This is a genomic window from Sphingomonas jatrophae, assembly GCF_900113315.1.
GTDB classification, from domain to species: Bacteria; Pseudomonadota; Alphaproteobacteria; order Sphingomonadales; family Sphingomonadaceae; genus Sphingomonas_P; species Sphingomonas_P jatrophae.
Genome location: NZ_FOZG01000002.1, coordinates 87,763 through 110,295, shown reverse-complemented (window position 1 = coordinate 110,295; position 22,533 = coordinate 87,763). Strand labels below are relative to the sequence as shown.

21 protein-coding genes are annotated in these 22,533 nt (G+C 70.1%); 14 read left to right on the top strand and 7 right to left on the bottom strand.

The annotated features are described in order from the left end of the window. The first annotated feature begins 59 nt into the window (after positions 1-59). From BM360_RS09730 to BM360_RS09715, 4 genes are all read left to right on the top strand, one after another. Positions 60-917, top strand: a complete 858-nt coding sequence (locus BM360_RS09730; protein ID WP_093314151.1) for an MBL fold metallo-hydrolase — start codon at positions 60-62, stop codon at positions 915-917. Positions 918-983: 66 nt separating this feature from the next. Further along, on the top strand, positions 984-2,012 hold the full coding sequence (locus tag BM360_RS09725) for an aspartate-semialdehyde dehydrogenase (protein WP_093314149.1): 1,029 nt from the start codon (positions 984-986) through the stop codon (positions 2,010-2,012). Positions 2,013-2,040: 28 nt separating this feature from the next. Further along, the gene (locus BM360_RS09720; RefSeq protein ID WP_423228912.1) at positions 2,041-2,478 is read left to right on the top strand and encodes a GFA family protein; all 438 of its coding nucleotides are present in this window, start codon (positions 2,041-2,043) and stop codon (positions 2,476-2,478) included. Then, positions 2,459-3,226 (top strand): alpha/beta fold hydrolase, encoded by a 768-nt coding sequence (locus tag BM360_RS09715; protein WP_093314145.1) that lies wholly within the window; start codon positions 2,459-2,461, stop codon positions 3,224-3,226. The genes BM360_RS09720 and BM360_RS09715 overlap by 20 nt, the downstream gene beginning before the upstream one ends. Positions 3,227-3,245: 19 nt before the next feature. On the opposite strand, the gene BM360_RS09710 is transcribed toward BM360_RS09715, so the two are convergent. From BM360_RS09710 to BM360_RS09700, 3 genes are all read right to left on the bottom strand, one after another. Further along, complete coding sequence (locus BM360_RS09710) at positions 3,246-4,691, bottom strand: AMP nucleosidase (protein ID WP_093314143.1); 1,446 nt, start codon at positions 4,689-4,691, stop codon at positions 3,246-3,248. A gap of 32 nt (positions 4,692-4,723) precedes the next feature. Next, on the bottom strand, positions 4,724-5,206 hold the full coding sequence (locus BM360_RS09705; protein ID WP_093314141.1) for a peroxiredoxin: 483 nt from the start codon (positions 5,204-5,206) through the stop codon (positions 4,724-4,726). Between the two features lie 66 nt (positions 5,207-5,272). Continuing rightward, positions 5,273-6,238 (bottom strand): glycosyltransferase family 2 protein, encoded by a 966-nt coding sequence (locus BM360_RS09700; RefSeq protein WP_165611269.1) that lies wholly within the window; start codon positions 6,236-6,238, stop codon positions 5,273-5,275. 84 nt (positions 6,239-6,322) lie between these two features. On the opposite strand from BM360_RS09700, the gene BM360_RS09695 reads away from it, so the two are divergent. The 3 genes from BM360_RS09695 to ahcY all read left to right on the top strand — a co-directional run bounded on the left by BM360_RS09695 (position 6,323) and on the right by ahcY (position 8,865). After that, a complete protein-coding gene (locus BM360_RS09695; protein WP_093315969.1) occupies positions 6,323-6,883 on the top strand; it encodes a YqgE/AlgH family protein in 561 nt (186 codons plus the stop codon). 23 nt (positions 6,884-6,906) lie between these two features. Beyond that, the gene (locus BM360_RS09690) at positions 6,907-7,185 is read left to right on the top strand and encodes a hypothetical protein (RefSeq protein ID WP_131819231.1); all 279 of its coding nucleotides are present in this window, start codon (positions 6,907-6,909) and stop codon (positions 7,183-7,185) included. A 267-nt stretch (positions 7,186-7,452) separates the two neighbouring features. Further along, positions 7,453-8,865 carry an adenosylhomocysteinase gene (gene ahcY / locus BM360_RS09685; protein WP_093314135.1) on the top strand — a complete coding sequence of 471 codons (1,413 nt, stop codon included), beginning with the start codon at positions 7,453-7,455 and terminating at the stop codon, positions 8,863-8,865. A gap of 63 nt (positions 8,866-8,928) precedes the next feature. Here ahcY and BM360_RS09680 read toward each other — a convergent pair whose 3' ends face one another. Then, positions 8,929-9,213, bottom strand: coding sequence for a PspC domain-containing protein (locus BM360_RS09680; protein WP_093314133.1), 285 nt, complete (start codon positions 9,211-9,213; stop codon positions 8,929-8,931). Next, a complete protein-coding gene (locus tag BM360_RS19760; protein WP_131819230.1) occupies positions 9,210-9,437 on the bottom strand; it encodes a hypothetical protein in 228 nt (75 codons plus the stop codon). Before BM360_RS19760 ends, BM360_RS09680 begins: the two co-directional genes overlap by 4 nt. A gap of 94 nt (positions 9,438-9,531) precedes the next feature. Between BM360_RS19760 and BM360_RS09675 the strand changes: the two genes are divergently transcribed. From BM360_RS09675 to trxA, 7 genes are read left to right on the top strand one after another with little or no spacing between them, the layout of a single operon-like run. Further along, positions 9,532-11,865 carry a sensor histidine kinase gene (locus BM360_RS09675; RefSeq protein ID WP_093314131.1) on the top strand — a complete coding sequence of 778 codons (2,334 nt, stop codon included), beginning with the start codon at positions 9,532-9,534 and terminating at the stop codon, positions 11,863-11,865. Beyond that, positions 11,862-12,311, top strand: coding sequence for a tRNA (adenosine(37)-N6)-threonylcarbamoyltransferase complex ATPase subunit type 1 TsaE (gene tsaE, locus BM360_RS09670; RefSeq protein ID WP_093314129.1), 450 nt, complete (start codon positions 11,862-11,864; stop codon positions 12,309-12,311). Before BM360_RS09675 ends, tsaE begins: the two co-directional genes overlap by 4 nt. Next, positions 12,296-13,255 carry an aminoglycoside phosphotransferase family protein gene (locus BM360_RS09665; RefSeq protein WP_242653429.1) on the top strand — a complete coding sequence of 320 codons (960 nt, stop codon included), beginning with the start codon at positions 12,296-12,298 and terminating at the stop codon, positions 13,253-13,255. The genes tsaE and BM360_RS09665 overlap by 16 nt, the downstream gene beginning before the upstream one ends. After that, positions 13,252-14,013 carry a nucleotidyltransferase family protein gene (locus BM360_RS09660; protein ID WP_093314127.1) on the top strand — a complete coding sequence of 254 codons (762 nt, stop codon included), beginning with the start codon at positions 13,252-13,254 and terminating at the stop codon, positions 14,011-14,013. The genes BM360_RS09665 and BM360_RS09660 overlap by 4 nt, the downstream gene beginning before the upstream one ends. A gap of 46 nt (positions 14,014-14,059) precedes the next feature. After that, positions 14,060-17,005: a double-strand break repair protein AddB gene (gene addB / locus BM360_RS09655; protein WP_093314126.1), complete on the top strand. Its 2,946-nt coding sequence runs from the start codon at positions 14,060-14,062 to the stop codon at positions 17,003-17,005. Then, positions 17,005-20,454 (top strand): double-strand break repair helicase AddA, encoded by a 3,450-nt coding sequence (gene addA / locus BM360_RS09650; RefSeq protein ID WP_093315967.1) that lies wholly within the window; start codon positions 17,005-17,007, stop codon positions 20,452-20,454. The genes addB and addA overlap by 1 nt, the downstream gene beginning before the upstream one ends. A gap of 59 nt (positions 20,455-20,513) precedes the next feature. Then, on the top strand, positions 20,514-20,834 hold the full coding sequence (gene trxA, locus BM360_RS09645; protein WP_093314124.1) for a thioredoxin: 321 nt from the start codon (positions 20,514-20,516) through the stop codon (positions 20,832-20,834). A 39-nt stretch (positions 20,835-20,873) separates the two neighbouring features. Here trxA and truA read toward each other — a convergent pair whose 3' ends face one another. Both truA and fmt read right to left on the bottom strand, forming a co-directional pair. After that, positions 20,874-21,614 (bottom strand): tRNA pseudouridine(38-40) synthase TruA, encoded by a 741-nt coding sequence (gene truA, locus BM360_RS09640; RefSeq protein WP_093314122.1) that lies wholly within the window; start codon positions 21,612-21,614, stop codon positions 20,874-20,876. Positions 21,615-21,621: 7 nt separating this feature from the next. Further along, entirely contained in the window at positions 21,622-22,527 is a 906-nt protein-coding gene (gene fmt / locus BM360_RS09635; RefSeq protein WP_093314120.1) for a methionyl-tRNA formyltransferase, read from the bottom strand. Between the last annotated feature and the right edge of the window lie 6 nt (positions 22,528-22,533).

Below are 22,533 nucleotides of genomic sequence, written 5' to 3'. Positions count from 1 at the left end.
GGTGTAAAGTCCGCCGACACCGCCTTCACAAGCTGGGGGCGCGATGCCACATCCCGGCCATGACGCCTGAACCCGCCGGCACCGTCCAGACGCTCGGGCCCCTGGTCCGCCGGCTGCTCGCGCCCAACCCGTCCGCCTTCACCTATTGGGGCACGCAGACCTACATCGTCGGCCATGGCGACGTGGCGGTGATCGATCCCGGCCCCGATCTGCCCGAGCATGTCGATGCGCTGGCTGCGGCGCTGGCGGGCGAGCGGGTGATCGCCATCGTCTGCACGCACACGCACCGCGATCACAGCCCGGCCAGCCGCGCGCTCAAGGCGATCACCGGTGCGCCGATCGTCGGCTGCGCACCGCTTGCGCTCAGCGACGATGGGCCCCGCGCCGATGCCGCCTTCGATACCGACTACGTGCCCGATCGCGTGCTGGCGGATGGCGAGCGGATCGAGGGCTCCGGCTGGACGCTGGAGGCGGTGGCCACGCCCGGCCACACCTCCAACCACCTCTGCCTTGCCTTGCCGCAGGCGAATGCCTTGTTCACCGGCGATCACGTCATGGGCTGGTCCACCACTGTCGTCTCGCCGCCGGATGGCGATATGGCCGCCTATATGGCGAGTCTCGAGCGGCTGATGGGCCGCGACGATGCGGTCTATTATCCCGCCCACGGCGATCCGGTGACGAACCCGCAGCGCTTCGTCCGCGGCCTGGCCGGGCACCGCAAGCAGCGCGAGGGCCAGATCCTGCGGCTGCTCGGCGAAGGCGAGGGCGCGATCCCGGCGATGGTCGGCCGCATGTATGTCGGCGTCGATCCGGGCTTGCATCCCGCCGCCGGCCGCTCGGTGCTGGCGCACCTGATCGATCTGGAGGCGCGCGGCCTTGTCACGCGCGCGGGCGAGGACTGGCGGTTGGCCGCCTGAAAGTCTGGCTTGCTGGACAAGTCGCCCGATCCGCGTAGGACGCGCGGCGACCAAGGAGCAGAAGTGATGGGTTATCGGGTGGTGGTCGCGGGTGCGACGGGCAATGTCGGCCGCGAGATGCTGAACATCCTGGCGGAGCGTGAATTCCCGATCGACGAGATTGCCGTCGTTGCCTCGTCGCGATCGACCGGCGACGAGATTGAATATGGCGAGACCGGGCGCATGCTCAAGGTCAAGAATATCGAGCATTTCGACCCCGCCGGGTGGGACATGGCGCTGTTCGCCATCGGCTCCGAGGCGACCAAGATCCACGCGCCCCGCTTCGCCGCGGCCGGCTGCACCGTGATCGACAATTCGTCGCTCTACCGCATGGATCCGGATGTGCCGCTGATCGTGCCCGAGGTGAATGCCGACGCCATTGACGGCTTTCGCGCGAAGAACATCATCGCCAATCCGAACTGCTCCACCGCGCAGATGGTCGTCGCCTTGAAGCCGTTGCACGATCGCGCGCGGATCAAGCGCGTCGTCGTCTCCACCTACCAGTCCGTCTCCGGCGCGGGGAAGGCGGGGATGGACGAGCTGTTCGAGCAGAGCCGCAACATCTTCGTCGGCGATCCGGCCGAGCCGAGCAAGTTCACCAAGCAGATCGCGTTCAACGTGATCCCGCACATCGACACCTTCCTGGATGACGGCTTCACCAAGGAAGAATGGAAGATGGTGGTCGAGACCAAGAAGATCCTCGATCCCAAGGTGAAGGTCGTCGCCACCTGCGTGCGCGTGCCCGTCTTCGTCGGCCACTCCGAGGCGATCAACATCGAGTTCGAGGAGGAGCTGTCGGCCGAGGAGGCGCAGTCGATCCTGCGCGAGGCGCCCGGCATCATGCTCGTCGACAAGCGTGAGGACGGCGGATACGTGACCCCCGTCGAGTGCGTCGGCGAATTTGCGACCTATGTCAGCCGTGTGCGCGACGATCCCACGGTCGACAACGGCCTCGTCCTGTGGTGCGTCAGCGACAATCTGCGCAAGGGTGCGGCGCTGAACGCGGTGCAGATCGCCGAATTGCTCGGCCGCCGGCATCTGAAGAAGGCCGCCTGAACCTGCGAGGGAGCCGCCGGACATGACGATGATGACCGGCGGCTGCCAATGCGGGCGCGTCCGTTACGAGGCGGAGATCGCGTCCGACGACGCCTATCTCTGCCACTGCAAGATGTGCCGCCGCGCGACCGGCGGTGCCTCCATCGCCTTCGTCAACGTGCCCGTCGGCGATGTGCGCTGGTTGAGCGAGCCGGACTGGTATCGCTCCTCCGCCATCGCGCAGCGTCCGTTCTGCTCGGCCTGCGGCACGCCGCTCGGCTTCGCGTTCGTCGAGGCGGGCGAGAATATCGACCTGACGCTCGGCTCGTTCGACGATCCGTCGCGCTTCAGGCCGGTCCATAACTACGCGTCCGAGAGCATCCTGCCCGCATGGCTCGACGCATCGCACCTGCCGGGCGAGCGTTCGGACGAGAACAAGAATGTCGTCGATCGCTGGATGAAGACTGTTGGCAAACTCCCCGACTGACCTGAAGTCGCACCGTTTCACCGCGCCCGACGGCGTCGGCCTCGCCTGGCATGAGCTGGGGGAGGGGTGGCCGGTGATGCTGATCCACGGCCTCTTCTCGAACGCCTTAACCAACTGGGTGCGCTACGGCCATGCCGCCGCCATCGCCGCGCGCGGCTTCCGCGTCATCATGCCCGATCTGCGTGCGCACGGGGCAAGCGACAAGCCGCACGATCCTGCGCTCTATCCGGCAGACGTGCTGACCGCCGATCAGGAGGCGCTGATCGCGCATCTCGGCCTCACCGACTTCGATCTCGGCGGCTATTCGCTGGGCGGCCGCACGACGACGCGGCTGCTGGTGCGGGGGAGCCGGCCCCGCCGCGCGATCCTTGCAGGCATGGGGCTGGAAGGGCTGCTCGATCTCGGCAGCCGCGTCGACCATTTCCGCCACGTCCTGCGCAATCCCGGCACGTTCGAGCGCGGCTCGCCCGAATGGATGACGGAGGCGTTCCTCAAGACGACCAAGGGTGATCCGAAAGCGCTGCTGCCGCTGCTCGACAGCTTCGCGCCGACGCCGATGGCCGCGCTCGAGGCGCTCGACACGCCGATGCTGGTGGTGACGGGCGTCGACGATCAGGACAATGGCTCTGCCGCCGCGCTCGCCGACGTGCTGCGCAACGCCCGCTTCGCCGAGGTGCCGGGCGGGCATATGAGCGCGGTGACGCGGCCCGAACTCGGTCAGGAAATGGCCAACTTCCTGGGCGGCTGAGCGGGGGCGCCGTTCGCGATCAGCGGAACGGCGGCTCGTTGAACGCGCGCAGCTTGCGGCTGTGCAGCCGTTCTCCCGTCGCGCGCAGCGCGTCGATCGCGGCGATGCCGATCTTGAGATGCTCGGCGATCGCCCGCTCATAAAAGCGGTTGGCCTGCCCCGGCAGCTTGATCTCGCCATGGATCGGCTTGTCCGACACGCAGAGCAACGTTCCATAGGGCACGCGGAAGCGATAGCCCTGCGCCGCCAGCGTCGCCGACTCCATGTCGATGGCGACGGCGCGCGACTGGTTGAAGCGCAGCGCCGAGCGCGTGTAGCGCAGCTCCCAGTTGCGGTCGTCGGTGGTGACGACGGTGCCCGTCCGCAGCCGCGCCTTCAACTCCTCCACCGACTGGCCCGACACCGCCTCCGCGCCGGCGTAGAGCGCCTGCTGCACCTCGGCGATGGGCGGGATCGGGATTTCCGGCGGCAGCACGTCATCCAGCACATGGTCGTCGCGCAGATAAGCGTGCGCCAGCACATAGTCGCCGATCCGCTGCGAGGGGCGGAGACCTCCGCAATGGCCGATCATCAGCCACGCCTCCGGCCGCATCACGGCCAGGTGATCGGTGATCGTCTTGGCGTTGGAGGGGCCGACGCCGATGTTCACCAGCGTGATGCCGCTGCGATCCGGACCGATCAGGTGATAGGCCGGCATCTGGTGCCGCCGCCACGCGCTGTCGGTGATCGCCTCGTCCGGATCCGCGCCCGCGCCGTGCAGCTCCAGCCCGCCCGCGCAGGAGAGCGTGCGATACGGCCCGTCATCGCTCAGCTGCGCCGCGCCCCAGCGGACGAACTCGTCGACATAGCGATGGTAGTTGGTGAACAGGATATAGTTCTGGATGTGGGACGGCGGCGTGCCCGTATAGTGGCGCAGCCGCGCAAGGCTGAAATCGGTGCGCTGCGCATCGAACAGCGCCAGCGGCCGCGGCTGGTCCACCCCCATCCAGAAGCCGTCGGCCACCTCGTCGCCGATCTGCGCCAGCTCGGTCGCGGGGAACAGGCGGGCGATCTCCGCCGCCGCCGTGCCCGTCAGGTCGAGATTGTGGCCCGCATCGAGGACGTAAGGGTAAGGGATTTCCTTGCGCCCGCGGCCAATCTCGATCTCCGCGCCATAATCCTCGACCAGCAGGTCGATCTGCTCGGCCAGGTAATCGCGGAACAACGCCGGCTGCGTCACGTCGATGGCATAGTCGCCGGGCGCAGTGAGGCGACCATAGGCGCGTGGGGAATGCGCGCGGGCCACGCCGCCCCCATAACGCAGCCGCATCTCGGGGTAGCAGAAGGCGCCCGCCGCCCGCGCTGCATCGTCCGGCCGCTCGCCATGGTCGATATAGCGGCCGAGCGCCGCCCGCAGCGACGCGACGGAGGCGCGGTAGAGCTTGTCCAGCTCGTCGATGATGGCATAGCTGCGGGCGCTTGGCATTGGTTTCGATCCTGTTCCGGTCGCGGTCGGCCTCAGAGCTGACCGAGCATATGCTCGGCTGAACTCACGCGATACTCGCCGGGTGCCTCGACGTTCAGCTGCGTCACGACACCGTCCTCCACCACCATGGAGAAGCGCTGCCCACGCCGGCCGAGGCCGAAGCCCGAGCCGTCCATCGTCAGCCCGAGCGCATCGGCGAAATCGCCATTGCCGTCCGCCAGCAGGGTCACGCGGTCACCCACGTTGCCGCTCTTGCCCCACGCACCCATGACGAAGGCGTCGTTCACCGCGGTGCCGACGATCTCGTCGATGCCCTTGGCCTTCAGCTCGTCCGCCCGCTCGACGAAGCTCGGCAGGTGCCGCGCCGAGCAGGTCGGCGTGAAGGCGCCGGGGACGGAGAAGAGGGCGATGCGCCGGCCCTTGAAATAGTCACCCGTCTGCACCGCCTCCGGGCCGCTGTCGGTCATCCTGACCAGCTTCACGTCGGGCAGGCTGTCGCCGACCTGGATCGCCATGGCATATCTCCTTAGGGGCGCCGGTTATTCGGGGCAAAGGCCCCCGCCGGCTCCGGGCCGCGGGATCTAGCCCAGCATCGTTGCCTGCGAAAGGCACCGCGCGGCGCGGGCGATCCGCCAGCGCATCGTCGCAGGCGCCAGCCATGGGGCAAGCTGCATCCCCAGGAGCAAGGCGCGCCAGGAGGGCGACCGCGTGCGCGGCCCCGCCTCGCGCAGCCGCCGCACGCCTTCTCCCACGCGTCCTGCCAGCACCAGCGCCTCGCCCTCTTCGAACGCGATGGCATGTTCCGCGCGGCACAGGCCCGCATGCGCGGCCGCCTGCTCGGGCCGCCCGGTCAGCCGCCGCTCGGCCGCGGCATAGAGGCGCTGCTCGGCGCGCAGCATCGGCAGCGTGGCGGCGGACAGGGAATCCGGCCGGCGGCGGTATCGCAGCAGGGGCTCGGGCACGAGCACGGCGCGCCACCCCGCCTCCAGCAGGCGCACCCACAAGTCCAGATCCTCGGCCGAGCGCATCGCCTCGTCATAATAGCCGACCTGCGCCAGCGCGCTTCGCCGGATGGTGCAGGATCCGAACACGTTGAACGTGCGGCTCAATACCCGCTCCAGCGTGATCGGCTCGGCCTGCGCGGCGAATTCGGAGAAACGGCGCCCGTCGCGTGCGGGCAGGCCGAACAGGATCGCGTCGCACGTGACGAAGCCGATCTCGGGATCGGCCGCCAGCGCCGCCAGCATCCGCTCCAGATAATCGGGCATGTACAGGTCGTCGCCGTCCAGCAGCGAGATCGTGTCCGCCGTGGCCGCGGCGATACCGCGATTGCGCGCCGCGGCCAGCCCGCCGTTGGAGGTGGCCAGCAGCCGCATCCTCGGATCGTCTGCGAAGGGCGCGAAGGCGGCGGCGACGGCGGCGGTATCGCCATCGTCGATTACGATGGCCTCCCAATCGCGGTGGCCTTGCGCCTGCAAGGATTGCAGCGCCTCGCCCAGGTAGGGCGCGACGCCATAAGCAGGGATGATTACGGAAACGGCCGGCATCCCCTTCGCCTTGCACGGTAATCGCTGAAGATATGGTGACTGTCGCGGCTGGACCGGATCGGTCAAGCTCCCCATAATCGGGAGATGGAGACACCGCCCTTTCTCAGCGGCCAGCTGCTGCTGGCGCTCCCCGGCATCGGCGATCCGCGGTTCGAACGCGCGGTGATCGCGGTATGCGCGCATGATGAGGAAGGCGCGCTCGGCATCGGGGTCGGCCGCGTCGTGCCGGGCCTGACGCTGCACGAATTGCTGCGCCAGCTCGACATCGAGCCGGGTGCCGCACCCGACGTGCCGGTGCATCTCGGCGGCCCGGTCGAGCCACAGCGCGGCTTCGTGCTGCACGGGCAGGACTGGTCGGGCGAGGAAACGGTCCATGTCGGCAAGCGCTGGGGGCTGACCGGCACGCTCGACGTGCTGCGCGCGCTGGCGGCCGGGAAGGGGCCGTCGCGCTGGCTGGTCGCACTCGGCTATGCCGGGTGGGGCGAGGGCCAGCTGGACGAGGAACTGACGCGCCACGGCTGGTTCGCGACGCCGGGCAGCGATGACGTGCTGTTCGACACTTTGGTCGATGAACGCTGGTCTTCCACCTTCGCCGGCGTAGGCATCGATGCCAGGCTGCTCGCGCCGACGACCGGGCACGCCTGACGGGTTCAACGGGGAGGTCGAGAGTGCGTATTGCGGGGATCGGAATCGTGGCGTCGATGCTGCTGGCGACGACGGCGATGGCGGGGCAGGAGCCGAAGGGCAACGACGCGCCCGAGCGTGCGGCGGATCCCGGCAGCCGCATGATCTGCAAGCGCTTCATCGAGACCGGTTCGCTGGTGAAGGGCTATCGCACCTGCAAGACCAAGCGCGAATGGCAGAACGAGCGCGACGATCGCCGCACGCCGGCGGTGACGGGCGGCGCGTGCAATTCCGGCGGCACGGGCCTCTGCGTCCCGAATTGAGCGCGGGCGGCAAACGGCTCGCTTTGTCGGAAATCGCCTGATACGAACCCATCTGGCTCGCACCCGGGGCTGTCCTACAGCTACCGGGGCGCGTGTCGGAAAAGGGCGTCTGAGTGTCACCTTTGTCAACTTAACGGTCCGCGCGCGGCCGGCCTGCCGTCGCTGCGTCACATATAAAGACATCTTTATATTTGCATCTGTCACATGCGGCGGCTAGGAGAGGCGCCTGTTCGCGCCGCTCGTCCGCGGCATCCGGGAGCTTGAATCGTGGCCACCGCCGCAATCGAAGACACGTTCACCGACTATCTCGTCCGCGACATCTCGCTCGCCGGCTTCGGCCGCGCCGAGATCAAGATCGCCGAGACCGAGATGCCCGGCCTGATGGCGCTCCGTCAGGAGTTCGGCGCCTCCAAGCCGCTGAAGGGCGCGCGCATCACCGGCTCGCTGCACATGACGATCCAGACCGCCGTGCTGATCGAGACGCTGGCCGATCTGGGCGCCGACATCCGCTGGGCGACCTGCAACATCTACTCGACGCAGGATCACGCCGCCGCCGCGATCGCCGCGCGCGGCATCCCGGTGTTCGCCGTCAAGGGCGAGACGCTGGCCGAATATTGGGACTATGTCGGCAAGATCTTCGACTGGGGTGACGAGCCCTGCAACATGATCCTCGACGACGGCGGCGATGCGACCATGTTCGCGCTGCTCGGCGCCAAGCTCGAGGCCGGCGGCACGCTGTCCGAGCCGGAGAATGACGAAGAGGTCGAGTTCCAGCGCGCGCTGAAGGCGTTCATCGCCGCCAAGCCGGGCTATCTCACCCGCACGGTGCAGGCGATCAAGGGCGTCTCCGAGGAGACGACCACGGGCGTCCACCGCCTGTACGAGATCGCCAAGAAGGGCGAGCTGCCTTTCCCCGCGATCAACGTGAACGACAGCGTGACCAAGTCGAAGTTCGACAATCTCTACGGCTGCAAGGAATCGCTGGTCGACGCGATCCGTCGCGCGACGGACGTGATGCTGGCCGGCAAGGTCGCCTGCGTCGCCGGCTTCGGCGATGTCGGCAAGGGTTCGGCCGCGTCGCTGCGCAACGGCGGCGCGCGCGTCATGGTCACCGAGATCGATCCGATCTGCGCGCTGCAGGCCGCGATGGAGGGCTATGAGGTCGTGACGATGGAAGAGGCGGTCGAGCGGGCCGACATCTTCTGCACCGCGACGGGCAATGCCGACGTCATCACCGCCGAGCACATGGCGAAGATGAAGCCGATGAGCATCGTCTGCAACATCGGCCACTTCGACAGCGAGATCCAGATCGCCGCGCTGTCCAACTACAAGTGGACCGAGGTGAAGCCGGGCACCGACCTCGTCGAGTTCCCCGACGGCAAGCAGATCATCGTACTCGCCAAGGGCCGGCTCGTGAACCTCGGCTGCGCGACCGGCCACCCGTCCTTCGTGATGAGCTCGTCCTTCACCAACCAGGTGCTGGCGCAGATCGAGCTGTTCACCAAGGCCGACCAGTATCAGAACCAGGTCTACGTCCTGCCCAAGCATCTCGACGAGAAGGTGGCCGCGCTCCACCTCGAGAAGCTGGGCGTGAAGCTGACCAAGCTGACGCCGAAGCAGGCCGGCTATATTGGCGTCTCCACCGAGGGGCCGTTCAAGCCGGATCACTACCGCTACTGATCGATCCTTGCCGGATCGGCACGGGCGGGCGCGGAGGGCAACAGCCTTCCGCGCCCGTTCGCGTCAGGCGGCCTCCGCCAGCGGCACGGCGAGGTCGTCATTCGCCCCGCTGAGCGGCGCCGCCACCACGCTCTCGCGCACCGAAGCCGGCCAGACGAACCGGGTCAGCGCGATCACGCCGGCGAGCAGGACATAGCCGACCAGCGCAGCGACCGGCGTCAGCGCCAAGGCCACGCCGAACGCGATCCGCAGCAGGTTCGCCGGCACCCGCAGATCCTCACCCAGCGTCTCGCAGACGCCGAGAAAGGTGTCGCTGCGGGCGACGAGGCCGGGGTTGGTAGCGGTCATGATCTCACATCCTTCTGCATGGCGAGCGCATGGCGGTGACTTTGCAGGAGGCGTGCCAGGCGGATTGAAGCGCGGGACCGCAAGAAATTGGCGGCTTGCACGACCATCGCTGCGACGAAGGTGCGGCGAAACCTGCCAACAGGTGGTGTCGTGCGCCAAAGGTGCGCGACGCCATGGGGCGAGCCAGCATCACGCGGGCGCTGCTGAGCCGAAATCTTGGCCATCCTTGCACCTGTGGCTTGAAGCGGCATCTTTCCCCTGCCGCAGTCGCAAACCTCGCGCTAAGACCCCCTTCATGGCCACCCCGCGCTGCCTCGCGTGACCCTTTCGCCGCTTGTCCTTGCGCTGCTCGGCGTCGTTGCCGCGCTGTGGCTGATCGCAGGCGTCTGGGCGGTTGCGTGGGGGCTGCGCCGCGGCCTCGCCGCGCGCGCGGCGGAAAGTGAGGCGGCGCGGCTTGCGGCTTTGCTGCGAACCGGTCCGGCGCTCCTGCTCGAGCTGGCGTCGGATGGCCGCTGTACGGCCGATCTGCGGCTGTACGATCGGCTTGGCATCGAACGCTTCCCCCGCTTTCTCACCGATCTGCCGCCGGATACCTTCGAAGAAGGCGAGGCATCCGCCTTGCTGGCGCTGGCGCAGGCGGCGCTGCGGGGCGCACCACCGGAGGCGCGCACCATGCATGTCGCCGGATCGTCCCGCGTGCTGCTGGTGGAAGCGCGCGCCGCCCCGAATGGCGGGGCGAGCCTGTGGTGGTTCGATCTGACCGAGCGCGCGCGCGCCGAGGAGCGGCTGGCCCGCGAGGTTGAGCGCCTGTCGCAGACACTCGACGCCGTCGCCGCGCTGATCGAGGCGGCACCCTTCCCGATGTGGTATCGCGGGCCGGATCTGAAGCTCGCGCTGGTCAACCAGGCCTATGTCCGCGCCGTCGAAGCGGCGGACGCGGAGGATGCCATCGCGCGGGGGCTGGAATTGGTCGAAGGGAGCGCGGGCAAGGGGCCGCTGTCCGCAGCGGCGGCCGCGCGCGAGAGCGGCCAGATCGCCGAGCGCACCGCGCCCGCCACTATCGCCGGGCAGCGTCGCACTGTCCGCATCGTCGATGTGCCGCTCGGGCCGACCGGCGTCGCCGGTTATGCCGTCGATGTCGGCGATCTGGAGGAGGCGCGCGGCGACCTCGTCCGCTTCGCGCGGGCGCAGCGCGATGCCTATGATCGGCTGTCCGCGGGTGTCGCTCTGTTCGGTGCCGACCGGGGCCTCGCCTTCTACAACCAGCCTTTCCTGCGCCTGTTCGCGCTCCAGCCCGACTGGCTGGCGGACCGGCCCGAGTTCGATCGCGTGCTGGACCGTTTGCGCGAGACCGGCCGCGCGCCCGAAAGCCGCGACTTCCCGCGCTGGAAGGCCGAGCGGCGGCAATGGTTCACGGCCGAGGCGGTGGCGGAGGAAGCATGGCTGCTGCCCGGCGGGCGGCACATCCGCGTCGTGCCCCAGCCGACGCCTGATGGCGGGCTGCTGCTGATCTTCGAGGATCGGACCGAGCAGGTCCAGCTTGCGTCGGCGCGCGATACGCTGTTGCAGGTGCGCAATGCCACGTTCGACAGCCTGTTCGAGGCGGTCGGCGTGTTCGCGGCAGATGGCCGGCTCAACCTGTGGAACCGCCGCTTTCGCGACGTCTGGGGCTTGAGCGAGGCGGAGCTTGCCACGCATCCCCGCGTCGATGCACTGGTCGACGCGATCGGCGCGCGGCTGGCGACGCCGTCGCGCGCCGGGCTGCTGCGCGAGCTGGTCCGCATCGCCACGGTGGAGCGGCAGGCGCGGTCGGGGCGGGTGTCGCTCGCCGACGGACGCCATTTCGAGTTCGCCGCGGTGCCGCTGCCCGATGGCAATGCGCTGTTCACGATGCTCGACATCACCGCCGGACGGCAGATCGAGGAGGCGCTGCGCGGTCGCACCGAGGCGCTGGAGCAGGCGGACCGGCTGAAGACCGCGTTCGTCGCCAACATGAGCTACGAACTGCGCGTGCCGCTCACCTCGATCGGCGGCTTCGCCGAGATGCTGGCGGGCGGCTATGCCGGGGACTTGAGCGAGACGGCGGGCGATTACGTCCAGGCGATCCTGCTCTCGGTCACGCGTCTGTCCGGCCTGATCGACGACGTGCTGGATTTGACGCAGAGCGACGCGGGCACGCTGGCGCTGGCGGAGGAGGCGGTGGATCTCGCCGCCGTTGCCCGCGCCGCTGCTGATGAAGCGGCGGCACGCGCGAAGGAGCGGCGGCTGGATTTCGTGGTGGACGTTGATGGCTCGGTCGGGGTTTCGCGCGGGGACGAGCGGCGGCTGAAGCAGGCGATTGACCATCTTCTGCGCAACGCCGTCGGCTATACCCAGCCGGGCGGCCGTGTGCTGTTCCGTGCGCGCGGAGACGAGCGCGAAATCGAGATTGTCGTATCGGACAACGGCCCCGGCATCCCGGAGGCGGAGCGCGCGCGCGTGTTCGATCGCTTCCACCGCGGCAGCAGCGCGCCGGGCGAGGGCCGCGCCGCCGCCGGGCTCGGCCTGCCGCTCGCCCGCCGCTTCGCCGAGGCGCATGGCGGCACGGTGGAGCTGATCAGCGAAGTGGGGGAGGGGACGGCAGTGATCCTGCGCCTGCCGCGCCGGGCGTGAGCCTCTATCTCGCCGATGCGGAGGCGACCGAAGCCGCGGGCCGCGCGCTTGGCGCGGTGCTGCATGCGGGCGATGTGGTGACGCTCTCCGGGCCGGTTGGCGCGGGCAAGACCAGCTTCGCACGCGGCGCACTGGCCGCGCTCGGGCTCGATGGCGAGGCAGCGAGCCCCAGCTTCCCCATCGTCATCCCTTACGCAACGCCCGAGACACGGCTGCCGGTGGCGCATGTCGATCTCTACCGCATCGACGATCCAAGCGCGCTGGAGGAGCTGGGCCTCGACGATTACCTGTTCGATGGCGCGCTGCTCGTCGAGTGGCCAGAACATGGCGGCCGCGCGCTGCCCGGCCCCGCGCTCCGCCTGACGCTCTCGCCCGATCCGGGTGGTGGCCGCCGCTTGACTTGGCAGGCGCCGGCGGCTTGGGGAGCGCGATGGCCGCTCCGATGATTCCGCCCGTGGCGGCGCCCGCTTTCCTCGCGTCGGCGGGTTGGGGCGGCGCCGCGATCCTGCCGCTTGCGGGCGATGCCAGCTTCCGCCGCTATTTCCGCGTGGTGGGCGAGCGTGGCCGCGCCGTCCTGATGGATGCACCGCCCGAACATGAGGATTGCGGGCCGTTCCTGCGCGTGGCGGATCACCTCCGCATGCTCGGCTTCCGCGCACCCGCGGTGCTGGCGCAGGATCTCGCGGCGGGCCTCGTGCTGCTGGAGGATTTCGGCGACGCGCGGATGAAGGAAGTGGTGGAGGCAGATCCGGCGCGCGAGCGGCCGGTCTACGCGCAGGCGATCGACCTGCTGTGGCAGTTGCACGCGCATCCCGCCGCGCCGGTGCCGGCCTATGACATGGCGGTGCTGCTGCGCGAGGTAGGCCTGTTCCCCGAATGGTATGCCCCGGCGCTCGGCATTGAGGTGGACGCAGATGGCTATACCGATGCCTGGGGCAGCGTGCTGGGCGATGTCGCGCAGAGCCGTGCCGTGACGGTGCTGCGCGACTATCATGCCGAGAACGTCATGCTGCTGGCCGACGGCAGTCTCGGCCTGCTCGACTTCCAGGATGCGCTTGCCGGCCACCCGGCCTACGATCTCGTCTCCCTGCTGCAGGATGCGCGGCGGGACGTGTCGTCCGATCTGGAGGCCGAGATGCTCGATCATTATGGCGAGCTCGACCGGACCGCTTATGCGCTGCTCGGCGCACAGCGGAATGCCAAGATCCTCGGTATCTTCACGCGGCTCTGGAAGCGCGACGGCAAGCCGGCTTACCTCGGCTATCAGCCGCGGGTGTGGCGCTATCTGGAGCGTGATCTGGCGCATCCGGCGCTCGCGCCTGTGCGCGCCTGGTTCGATGCGAACGTGCCGGTGGCGGCGCGTGCCGATGCGTGGAGTGCCTTTGCATGAACCGCTTTTCCGCGCCCCTCTCGCTTCGCCCGGCCAGCCATGCCGCGCCCTTCCGCACCGCGATGGTGCTGGCGGCGGGCCTCGGCAAGCGGATGCGCCCGCTCACCGCGACCCGGCCAAAGCCGCTGGTCGAGGTGGCCGGGCAGCCGTTGATCGACCATGTGCTCGATCGCCTGCGCGCCGCCGGCATCCACCGCGTGGTGGTCAACGTCCACCACTTCGCCGACGCGATGGAGGCGCATCTCCGCTACAAGGCCGCCGATCTGGATGTCCTCATCTCCGACGAGCGGCGCATGCTGATGGAGACGGGCGGCGGCATGGTGCAGGCCGAGGCGCTGATCGGCGACGACACCTTCCTCGTCGCCAACAGCGACAATCTCTGGATCGACGGGCCCGTCGATGCGATCGGCCTGCTGAGCGAGCGGTGGGACGAGGAGCGCATGGATGCGCTGATGCTGGTCGTGCCTCTCGCTCGGGCGAATTGCCACGGTGGGCCGGGCGACTTCCACATGGATGCGCTCGGGCGGCTGACCCGGCGGCGCAGCGGCCGCGTGGCACCGTTCGTGTTCAGCGGCGTGCAGGTCGTCTCGCGCCGGTTGCTCGCCGATGCGCCTGCCGGCCCCTTCTCGACCAACATCCTGTGGGACCGTGCGATCGCCGCGGGACGGGCCTATGGCGTGGTCCATCAGGGGCTGTGGTTCGACGTCGGAACGCCCCCTGCGATCGGGCGGACCGAGGCGCTGCTGGCCGAGGCATAAGGCCGCGCCACTGGCACCCGTTCCACCCTTGTTCTAAAGGCAGGGCGTGTCCGGTCCCGCCATCTTCTCCGTTCCCCCGCACCGCGCCTTTGCCGACTCGCTCGCGGCGGGGCTGATCGATCGCTATGGCGGCGATCCGCTGGGGTTGGCCCGCGGGCTCGTGCTGCTGCCGAACAATCGTGCGGTGCGGGCAATGCAGGATGCGTTCGTTCGACGGGCGGAAGGCGGGCTGCTGCTGCCGCGTCTCGCCGCCATCGGGGACGAGGCGTTGGACGAGCGGCTGGGCCCGATGCTCGATCCGCTTGATGATGCGGCGCCGATCCCGCCGGCAATGGAGCCGCTGGCCCGGCGGCTGATCCTTGCGCGGCTGGTGCAGGAAGCACGCGAGATTGCCGGCGAGCCGGTGGATGCGGGGGAGGCGGCACGGCTTGCCGCGGATCTCGCCCGCACGCTCGATCAGCTGCATGGCGAGGAGATCGATCCCGCCCGCCTGCGCGATGCCGTGGCGGAGGCGGATGGCGGTGGGGTGCTGGCGCTCCACTGGGAGCGTTCGCTGGCGGTGCTGGAGCTGATCCTCGCCCGTTGGCCTGCCGAGCTGGAGAAGGCCGGCCGGATCGATCTGGCGGAGCGGCGTAACCGATTGCTCGCGCGCGCGGCGGAGCGGTGGACGGTGACGCCGCCCGCGGGCTTCGTCGTCGCCGCGGGCATCACCGGTTCGGCACCGGCCGTCGCGCGGCTGCTCCGCACCATCGCCCGCCTGCCCCAGGGGATGGTCGTGCTGCCCGGGCTCGACCGGCTGATGCCGGAGCAGGAGTGGCGCGCGCTCGGGCCGCACGCGCCCGATCCCGTAACAGGCATCGCAGCGCCATCGCTGGAGACGCACCCGCAATATCATCTCAAGCTGCTGCTCGACCGCATGGATGCGACGCGGGAGGATGTGCGCGGCTGGCGGCGGGGCAGCGGACGCGATGCTCCGGCAGCGCGGGCACGGGCGATCAACAATGCGATGACGCCTGCCGCCTTCACCGCCAAGTGGCGGACGCTGAAGCCTGCGGAGCGGCGGCTGACGGGCGTGCGTGCGGCAGACTTCGCGCATCCGGCGGAGGAGGCGCAGGGCATCGCCGTCGCCATCCGCGAGGCATTGGAGGTGCCTGCACGCACCGTCGCGCTGGTGACGCCCGATCGCACGCTGGCTCGCCGTGTCGTCGCGCATCTCGCGCGCTGGAATATCGAGGCGGACGATTCGGCGGGCGTGCCGCTCACGGCGACGCCGCCCGGCACCTTGCTGCTCGCGCTGGCGGAGGCGGTGGCGGAGCGGTTCGCGCCGGTGGCGTTGCTCGCGCTGGTCAAGCATCCGCTGGTCCGTGCGGGCGAGGGCAGGCTGGCGTGGCTGGAGGGTGCGCGCGCGCTCGATCGGGCGCTGCGCGGGCCGCGGCCCGGGCCGGGCTTGGCCGGGGTGACGACGCATCTCGCTGCGGCCCGCTGGCACGTCGCCGCGCGCTGGTGGGACGGGGCGGTGCCGCTGCTCGCACCGCTGGAGAGTGTGGCACCGGGGGCGCTCGGTCCTGCGTTGGCGCTGCTGCGCGAGGCGATCGAGGTGCTGGCCGGGGATGCGGCGTGGGCAGGGCCGGCGGGACGCGCCATGGCGGAGCTGTTCGAGGGGCTGGAACGCTGCGCCGCGGCAGGGCCGCGGACGGTGCGCGCGGATGCGTTGCCATCGCTGCTCAAGGTGCTGATGGACGATGTCGCGGTGCGGCCGCCGCAGGGCGGGCACCCACGCGTCGCCATCTACGGCCTGATCGAGGCACGGTTGCAGCAGGCCGATCTCACCATCCTCGGCGGCCTGAACGAGGGCGTGTGGCCATCCGTGCCGCAGCCCGATCCCTGGCTGGCGCCCGCCATCCGCCGCCTGCTCGGCCTGCCGGGGCTGGAGCGGCGGGTGGGGCTCGCCGCGCATGATTTCGCACTCGGCCTGGGTGGCCCGCGTGTGCTCGTCACCCGCGCGCGGCGGGATGCACGCGCGCCCACCGTCGCATCGCGGCTGTGGCTGCGGCTGGAGGCGATGACCGGCGGCATCACGCGCGCGCCGCTCGTCTGCCGGTGGGCCCGCGCGCTCGATCCAGCGCCCGAGCGGCCGGCCTACGCGCCCCGCCCGGCGCCGCGCCCGCCCGTCGCAGATCGCCCGCACCGGATCGCCGTCACGCGGCTTGACCGGCTGAATGCCGATCCCTTCGCCTTCTACGCGCAATCGATGCTGCGCCTCGGTGCGCTGGAAGCGGTGGACGCGGACCTTGCCGCAGCGTGGCGCGGCAGCGCGGTTCACAAGATCTTCGAGCAGTGGATCCAGGAGGATGATGGCGACCCCGCCGCTCTGCTCGGTCGGGCGGAGGCCTTGCTGGAGGGCATCGCCGCGCACCCGGTGCAGCGCGCGCTGTGGACGCCGCGTCTGATGGAGGCGGTCGCCTGGGTGGCGGAGCGGATGGGCGCGGATGCGGCGGCCGGCCGGCGCCCGCTGGTGGCGGAGCTGAAGGGCAAGGCGCAGGTGGGCGAGATCCTGCTGGAAGGCACGGTCGACCGGATCGATCGGCTCGAGGACGGCAAGCTCGCCATCGTCGACTACAAGACCGGCCAGCCGCCCTCGAAACGCGCCGTTGCGGAGGGCTTTGCCATGCAGCTTGGCCTTCTCGGACTGATCGCGGAGCGCGGCGGGTTCGAGGGGGTGGAAGGTCGGGCGGCGGCGTTCGAATATTGGTCGCTGGCGCAAAAGGATGGGCAGCTCGGCCATGTCGCGCGGATCGAGCCCGGCAGGGATGGGCAGGGGCCGGACCCCGCCGAGATGACCGCGCGTGCCGCGCGCCAGATTGAGGCGGCGGCGGCACGCTGGCTGACGGGCGACGCGCCTTTCACCGCTTTGCTCCATCCCGAATATGCGCCTTATGGCGATTACGATCAACTCGCCCGCAAGGACGAATGGTATGGGCGCGAAAGCTGATGGCGCGGCTGAAACCCCTCATCCGCCTGCAGGGCGCGCAGCTCGCCGCATCGCATCCGGGCTCGCTCGTCTGGCTGTCCGCCAGCGCGGGTACTGGCAAGACGCACGTGCTCACCGCGCGCGTGCTGCGGCTCCTGCTCGCGGGTACCGATCCGGGCGCGATCCTGTGCCTCACTTTCACCAAGGCGGGCGCTGCCGAAATGGCGCAGCGGCTGAACGAGCGCCTGGCTTACTGGGTGCGGCTGGAGGATAGCCGGCTGCGCGAGGAGTTGTGGGCGCTGGGCGAGGACCCCAACGACCCGCGCCTGCTCGCCCGCGCGCGCACGCTGTTCGCGCGCGTGCTGGAGGCGGGTGGCGGGGGTCTGCGCATCCAGACCATCCACGCTTTCTGCCAGACCCTGCTCGCCGGCTTTCCAGCGGAGGCGGGGCTGGCACCCGGCTTCCGCCCGCTGGAGGGGCGGGAAGAGGCGGCGCTGGCCCGATCCGTGCTGGCGGAGATGCTGGTTGCGGCGGAGGCCGGTGGCGATCTGGGGCTCGGCGACGATGTCGCGCGCCTCTCCCGCCGCTTGGGTGAGCAGGGGGCGGAAGCCTATCTCGTCACCTGCGCCCGCGATCCGGAGGCCATGGCCGCGCTCGGCAGCCGTGAGGGGATCGGCGCGCGGTTGCGGCATGCGCTCGGCCTGCCACTCGGCGATATCGACGCCACGATCCACGCTCGCTGTGGCGCGTTCGACGAGGATTTGCTGCGCAGCATCGCCGCTGCGAATGCCGCCTGGGCGACGAAGCAGGGGCTGGCCCATGCCGATGTGATCGCCGCCTTCCTGGCCGCCGACGCGGCGGGGCGGGCGCTGCTGCTAAGCGATCTGCTCAGTGTCGCCTGCGTCAAGACGGGCGAGCCGCGCAAGCATTCGCCCAAGCTGGTGGCGCACACCGCCGACTATGGGGACCTGTGCAGCCGGCTCGGCGATGCCTGCCGTGAGATGCTCGACATGGCGGCGCAGGCGGCGCTGGCCGATCTGCTCGGCGCGGGGCTGCGCGCGGGGCAGGCCTATGCCGCGGCCTATGATGCGGCGAAGCGGGCGGCCGGGCTGGTCGATTTCGACGATCTGATCCGCACCGCGGTTCGTCTGCTCGGGCAGGACGGCATCGGCGACTGGATCCGCTACAAGCTCGATCAGGCGACCGATCACATTCTTGTCGATGAGGCGCAGGACACCAATGCGCGGCAATGGGCGATCGTCGCGGCGCTCGCCTCCGATTATTTCGCCGGGGAGGGCGCGCGCGGCGACCCGGAAACCGGAACTCGTCGTACGATCCGCACCATCTTCACCGTTGGTGATTTCAAGCAGGCGATCTTCGGCTTCCAGGGCACCGATCCGCAGGCGTTCCGCGCCGCCCGCCAGCATTTCGAGCGGCTGGCCGAACAGGCGGACCGCCCCTTCCAGCGGCTCGGCCTCAGCCAATCCTTCCGCTCGACCCCTCCGGTACTGGAACTGGTGGACCGTCTGCTAGACGATCTCGGCGCGGATACGCTCGGCATCGCCGACGAACTTGAGGCGCATCGCAGCGCCAAGGGCGGGCCCGGCACGGTGACTTTGTGGCGGCCGTTCATCGGCGCGGCCGAGCCGACCGAGGAGGGCGAAGAGGGCTGGGTTGACGATGCCGCCCGCCTCTATGCCGCGACGCTCGCCCGCCAGATCGCCGAATGGTTGAAGGAAGGGCTGATGCTGGAGAGCCAGGGTCGACCGCTCCGCCCGGAAGACGTGCTGGTGCTGGTGCGCAAGCGCGGCGATCTCGCCTCGCTGCTCGTTGCGCGGCTGCATGCGGAGGGCGTGCCCGTCGCGGGTGTCGACCGGCTGCGGCTGGATGCGCCGCTGGCGGTGCAGGATCTGCTCGCGGCGATGCGCTTCGCGGTGCAGCCGGAGGACGATCTGACGCTGGCGGCGTTGCTCGTGTCGCCGCTGTTCGGCTGGGACCAGGACCGGCTCTACCGCGTGGCATTCGGACGACCCGACACGCTGTGGCGGGCGGTGCGCGAGGCAGCACACGAAGCGGAGACGGCGGGACAGCTGCGCGATCTGCTCGCCCGCGCCGATCTGCTCACGCCGCACCGCTTCCTCGAACATATCCTGTCGGGCCCGCTGGAGGGACGCCGCCGCATCCTTGCGCGGCTGGGGGAGGAAGCGCGCGATCCGGTCGAGGAACTGGTCAGCGCCGCTGTCGGCTTCGAGGCGCAGCAGGCGCCGTCGCTCCAGCGCTTCCTGCAATGGTTCGACGGCGGCGAGGTGGAGATCAAGCGCGATCCCGCCGCGCCGCTCGATGCCGTTCGCGTCATGACGGTGCATGGCGCCAAGGGATTGCAGGCGCCGCTCGTCATCCTCGCGGATGCCACCTCCGATCCCGATGCGGCACGCGCCAAGCCGATCCGCTGGCCGGTGGGCGACGCCGCCGTCCCCGTCTTCGCGCCGCGCAAGGAGGAGCGGGCCGGCAGCCTTGCCGATGCGCATGGCGCGCAGGCCCGGCTGGAGCGCGAGGAGCATTGGCGGCTGCTCTACGTCGCGGCAACGCGGGCGGAGGAGCGGTTGGTGGTCGCAGGCGCGCTCGGCGCAAGGGCGCGGGCAAAGGGCGAGGCACCGGCGGACAGCTGGTGGGCGGCGGTGGACCGCGCGCTCGCCGCACTTGGCAGCGAGTGGGAGGAGGACGCGCGCTGGTCGGGAGCGCGCCATCATCGCGGCGGCACCGCCAAGGTGCCTGCGCGCGCACGCACGCGGCCGGTGGTCCGGATTGCCGCCGATGCGCCCGAATGGCTGCGGCGTCCCGCTCCGGTCGAGGCGCGGCCGCCGCGTCCGCTCGCCCCATCCGCCATTGGTCCTGACGATGTGGCGGCACCGCCGCCGGGGCCCGCCGCACGTGCAGCCGCCCGCCGCGGCACGCTGCTTCACGCCCTGTTCGAGAGGTTGCCCGCTTTGCCGCCCCAGCGGCGCAGCGAGGCGGCACAGCGCTGGCTTGAGACGAGCGGCGGTGTCGACGATGCGGCGGAGCGCGCTGCGCTCGCCGCGGATGCCTGTGCGATCCTTGGCGATCCGGCCTTCGCCGCGTTGTTCGCACCGAACGCGCTGGCGGAGGCGCCGATCGCGGCGGTGCTGGCGAACGGGCATGTCGTCTCGGGCACCGTCGATCGCCTGCTGGTCGAGCCCGACCGCGTCCGCGTGGTGGATTTCAAGACCGGGCGGCGCGTGCCTGCGGATGCGGCGGCTGCGCCGGCGCACCACCTGCGGCAGATGGCCGCCTATGCCGCCGCCCTCGCCGTGATCTTTCCCGACCGCCGGATCGAGGCGGCCTTGGTCTACACCGCTGCACCCGTGCTGCTGCCGCTGCCGCCGGAACTACTCGACGCGCACAAGCCCAGCTTCGTGGCCGAGGAGCAAAAGCCCGTTCGAGTCGGTTGAGGGCAGGCCGCCGCCTGCCTACATCGGCCGGCAACCGCTATCCGCAGGAGTTCCCATCCATGGCGACCAAGAAAGTCACCGATTCCAGCTTCCACGCCGACGTCATCGCCGCCGACAAGCCTGTCGTCGTCGATTTCTGGGCCGAGTGGTGCGGGCCCTGCAAGATGATCGGGCCGAGCCTCGAGGAGCTGTCGGACGAGCTTGGCGAAAAGGTGACGATCGCCAAGATCAACATCGACGAGAATCCCGACGCGCCGGCCAAGTATGGCGTCCGCGGCATCCCGACGATGATCCTGTTCAAGGATGGCGCGCCCGCTTCGACCAAGGTTGGCGCGGCCCCGAAGAGCCAGCTGAAGGGCTGGATCGAAGGCGCGCTGTAAGACTTCCGTGCCCCGGCCTGCAGAAGGCCGGGGTGCTTCTCAGTCATAGCGCGCCGTGACGAAATAGAGCCCGTCCGGTGGCGCATTCAGGCCAAGTGCCTGCCGGTCGCGCGCCTCCAGCGCCTCAAGAAGATCTGCGCGGCTCCAGCGCCCCTGACCCACCAGCGCCAGGCACCCCACCATCGAGCGGACCTGATGGTGCAGGAAGGACCGCGCCGCCGCCTCGACCAGCACCGCATCCCCGTCCCGCCGCACCGCAAGCCGGTCGAGTGTCTTGACCGGGCTGGCCGACTGACAGGCAACCGAGCGGAAGGTCGTGAAATCGTGCAGGCCGACCAGCGCCTGTGCTGCATCGTGCATCGCGTCTGCGTCGAGCGGGGCGGCAATGCGCCACGCGCGCCCGGCCTCCAGCGTCAGCGGTGCGCGGCGGTTGACGATGCGGTAAAGATAGGCACGGCCGATGCACGAAAAGCGTGCGTGCCAGTCGTCCGCCACCGTCTCGCACGCAATCACCGCGATCGGGTCTGGGCGCAGGTGCCAGTTCAGCGCCTCCATCAGCTTGAACGGCGTGATGTCGCGGGCGAGTTCGACGTGCGCGACCATGCCGAGCGCGTGAACGCCCGCGTCCGTGCGCCCAGCGGCGTGGACCGGCGCGGTCTCGCCGGTGATGCGCGTCGCCGCCCGCTCGATCGCCTGCTGCACCGAGGGACCGTGCGACTGACGCTGCCAGCCCATGAACGGGCGGCCGTCAAACTCGATCGTCAGGCGGAAGCGCGGCATCGCTCGATCAGAGCCGCGTCCCTGCGGGGATCGGCAGCCCACGCAGCAGTTCCGCTGTAGCCACGGGGCCGCGGCCGGCGCGCTGGACCTGCGTCGGCCGGATCGCGCCCTCGCCACAGGCGATGATCAGCCCCCCGTCGAGCACCTCGCCCGGCAGGCCTCGGCCGTCCGCCAGCTCGGCGGCGAGCACGCGGATCCGGTCCTCGCCGAACGCGAACCATGCGCCGGGCGCCGGATTGAAGGCGCGGACGCTCCGCTCCAGCGCTTCGGCCGGCTGGGTGAAGTCGAGCTGTGCTTCAGCCTTGTCGATCTTGGCGGCGTAGGTCACGCCGTCCTCCGGCTGCGGCGTGGATGGAAAAGCGGTGAGATCGCCCAGCACCTGCGCCATCAGGGCGGCGCCCGCTGCTGCAAGCTCGGCGGTCAGCAAGCCTGCATCCTTGTCCGCCACGGGCACGCGCACGGTCGCGCGCATCGGCCCGGTATCGAGCCCTTTCTCCATGTCCATGATCGTCACGCCGGTTTCCACGTCTCCCGCCAGGATCGCGCGCTGGATCGGCGCCGCCCCCCGCCAACGCGGCAGGAGCGACGCATGCACGTTGAGGCAGCCATGGCGCGGAGCTGCCAGGATCGGCACCGGCAGGATCAGCCCGTAAGCCGCGACCACCGCGGCATCGAGATCGAGCGCGGCGAAGGCGGCCTGCGCGGCGGGATCGCGCAGCGACACAGGGCTGCGCACCTCCAACCCAAGCGCCTCCGCCCGCGCCTGGACCGGCGAGGGGGTGAGCACACGGCCGCGGCGACCGGCGGGGCGGGGCGGCTGCGTGTAGACGGCGGCGATGTCGTGCCCCGCGGCGGCGAGTGCATCGAGCGTTGGCACGGCGAAGTCCGGCGTGCCCATGAAGGCGATCCTCATGGGGCA

What these genes read in the sequence shown, in the direction of transcription:
- BM360_RS09730 (WP_093314151.1), top strand. Translation starts at nt 60, where the DNA reads ATGACGCCTGAACCCGCCGGCACCGTCCAGACGCTCGGGCCCCTGGTC.
- BM360_RS09725 (WP_093314149.1), top strand. Translation starts at nt 984, where the DNA reads ATGGGTTATCGGGTGGTGGTCGCGGGTGCGACGGGCAATGTCGGCCGC.
- BM360_RS09720 (WP_423228912.1), top strand. Translation starts at nt 2,041, where the DNA reads ATGATGACCGGCGGCTGCCAATGCGGGCGCGTCCGTTACGAGGCGGAG.
- BM360_RS09710 (WP_093314143.1), bottom strand. Translation starts at nt 4,691, where the DNA reads ATGCCAAGCGCCCGCAGCTATGCCATCATCGACGAGCTGGACAAGCTC.
- BM360_RS09705 (WP_093314141.1), bottom strand. Translation starts at nt 5,206, where the DNA reads ATGGCGATCCAGGTCGGCGACAGCCTGCCCGACGTGAAGCTGGTCAGG.
- BM360_RS09700 (WP_165611269.1), bottom strand. Translation starts at nt 6,238, where the DNA reads ATGCCGGCCGTTTCCGTAATCATCCCTGCTTATGGCGTCGCGCCCTAC.
- BM360_RS09695 (WP_093315969.1), top strand. Translation starts at nt 6,323, where the DNA reads ATGGAGACACCGCCCTTTCTCAGCGGCCAGCTGCTGCTGGCGCTCCCC.
- BM360_RS09680 (WP_093314133.1), bottom strand. Translation starts at nt 9,213, where the DNA reads ATGACCGCTACCAACCCCGGCCTCGTCGCCCGCAGCGACACCTTTCTC.
- BM360_RS19760 (WP_131819230.1), bottom strand. Translation starts at nt 9,437, where the DNA reads ATGGCCAAGATTTCGGCTCAGCAGCGCCCGCGTGATGCTGGCTCGCCC.
- BM360_RS09665 (WP_242653429.1), top strand. Translation starts at nt 12,296, where the DNA reads ATGGCCGCTCCGATGATTCCGCCCGTGGCGGCGCCCGCTTTCCTCGCG.
- BM360_RS09660 (WP_093314127.1), top strand. Translation starts at nt 13,252, where the DNA reads ATGAACCGCTTTTCCGCGCCCCTCTCGCTTCGCCCGGCCAGCCATGCC.
- addA (WP_093315967.1), top strand. Translation starts at nt 17,005, where the DNA reads ATGGCGCGGCTGAAACCCCTCATCCGCCTGCAGGGCGCGCAGCTCGCC.
- trxA (WP_093314124.1), top strand. Translation starts at nt 20,514, where the DNA reads ATGGCGACCAAGAAAGTCACCGATTCCAGCTTCCACGCCGACGTCATC.
- truA (WP_093314122.1), bottom strand. Translation starts at nt 21,614, where the DNA reads ATGCCGCGCTTCCGCCTGACGATCGAGTTTGACGGCCGCCCGTTCATG.
- fmt (WP_093314120.1), bottom strand. Translation starts at nt 22,527, where the DNA reads ATGAGGATCGCCTTCATGGGCACGCCGGACTTCGCCGTGCCAACGCTC.